A 253-nucleotide genomic window follows, 5' to 3' on the forward strand; every position below is an offset into this window, starting at 1 on the left:
TAAGCATGAAGCCCCCCTCAAGATGAGATTTCCCATTACATTTTGTAAGTAAGATCCCTCAAAGATGATGAGGTGGATAGGTCCGGGGTGGAAGCGTGGCGACACGTGCAGCTGACGGATACTAATCGATCGAGGACTTAACCTTATAGTTGAAAAAGTACGGTTGAACTTGAGTTCAGCAACAATGTTGGTTTTATCCGGTTTTGAACGAACAAGCATCGTTCAATTGTCTGGTGATGAAGGCGAAGAGGTC

1 rRNA gene is annotated in these 253 nt (G+C 45.1%); it reads left to right on the forward strand.

The features are described 5' to 3' along the window. A 23S ribosomal RNA gene (locus AWV70_RS01915) occupies positions 1 to 145 on the forward strand; the annotation flags it as partial. Positions 146 to 253: the final 108 nt, after the last annotated feature.

It is taken from the genome of Sporosarcina koreensis, from assembly GCF_001531445.1.
GTDB classification, from domain to species: Bacteria; Bacillota; Bacilli; order Bacillales_A; family Planococcaceae; genus Sporosarcina; species Sporosarcina koreensis_C.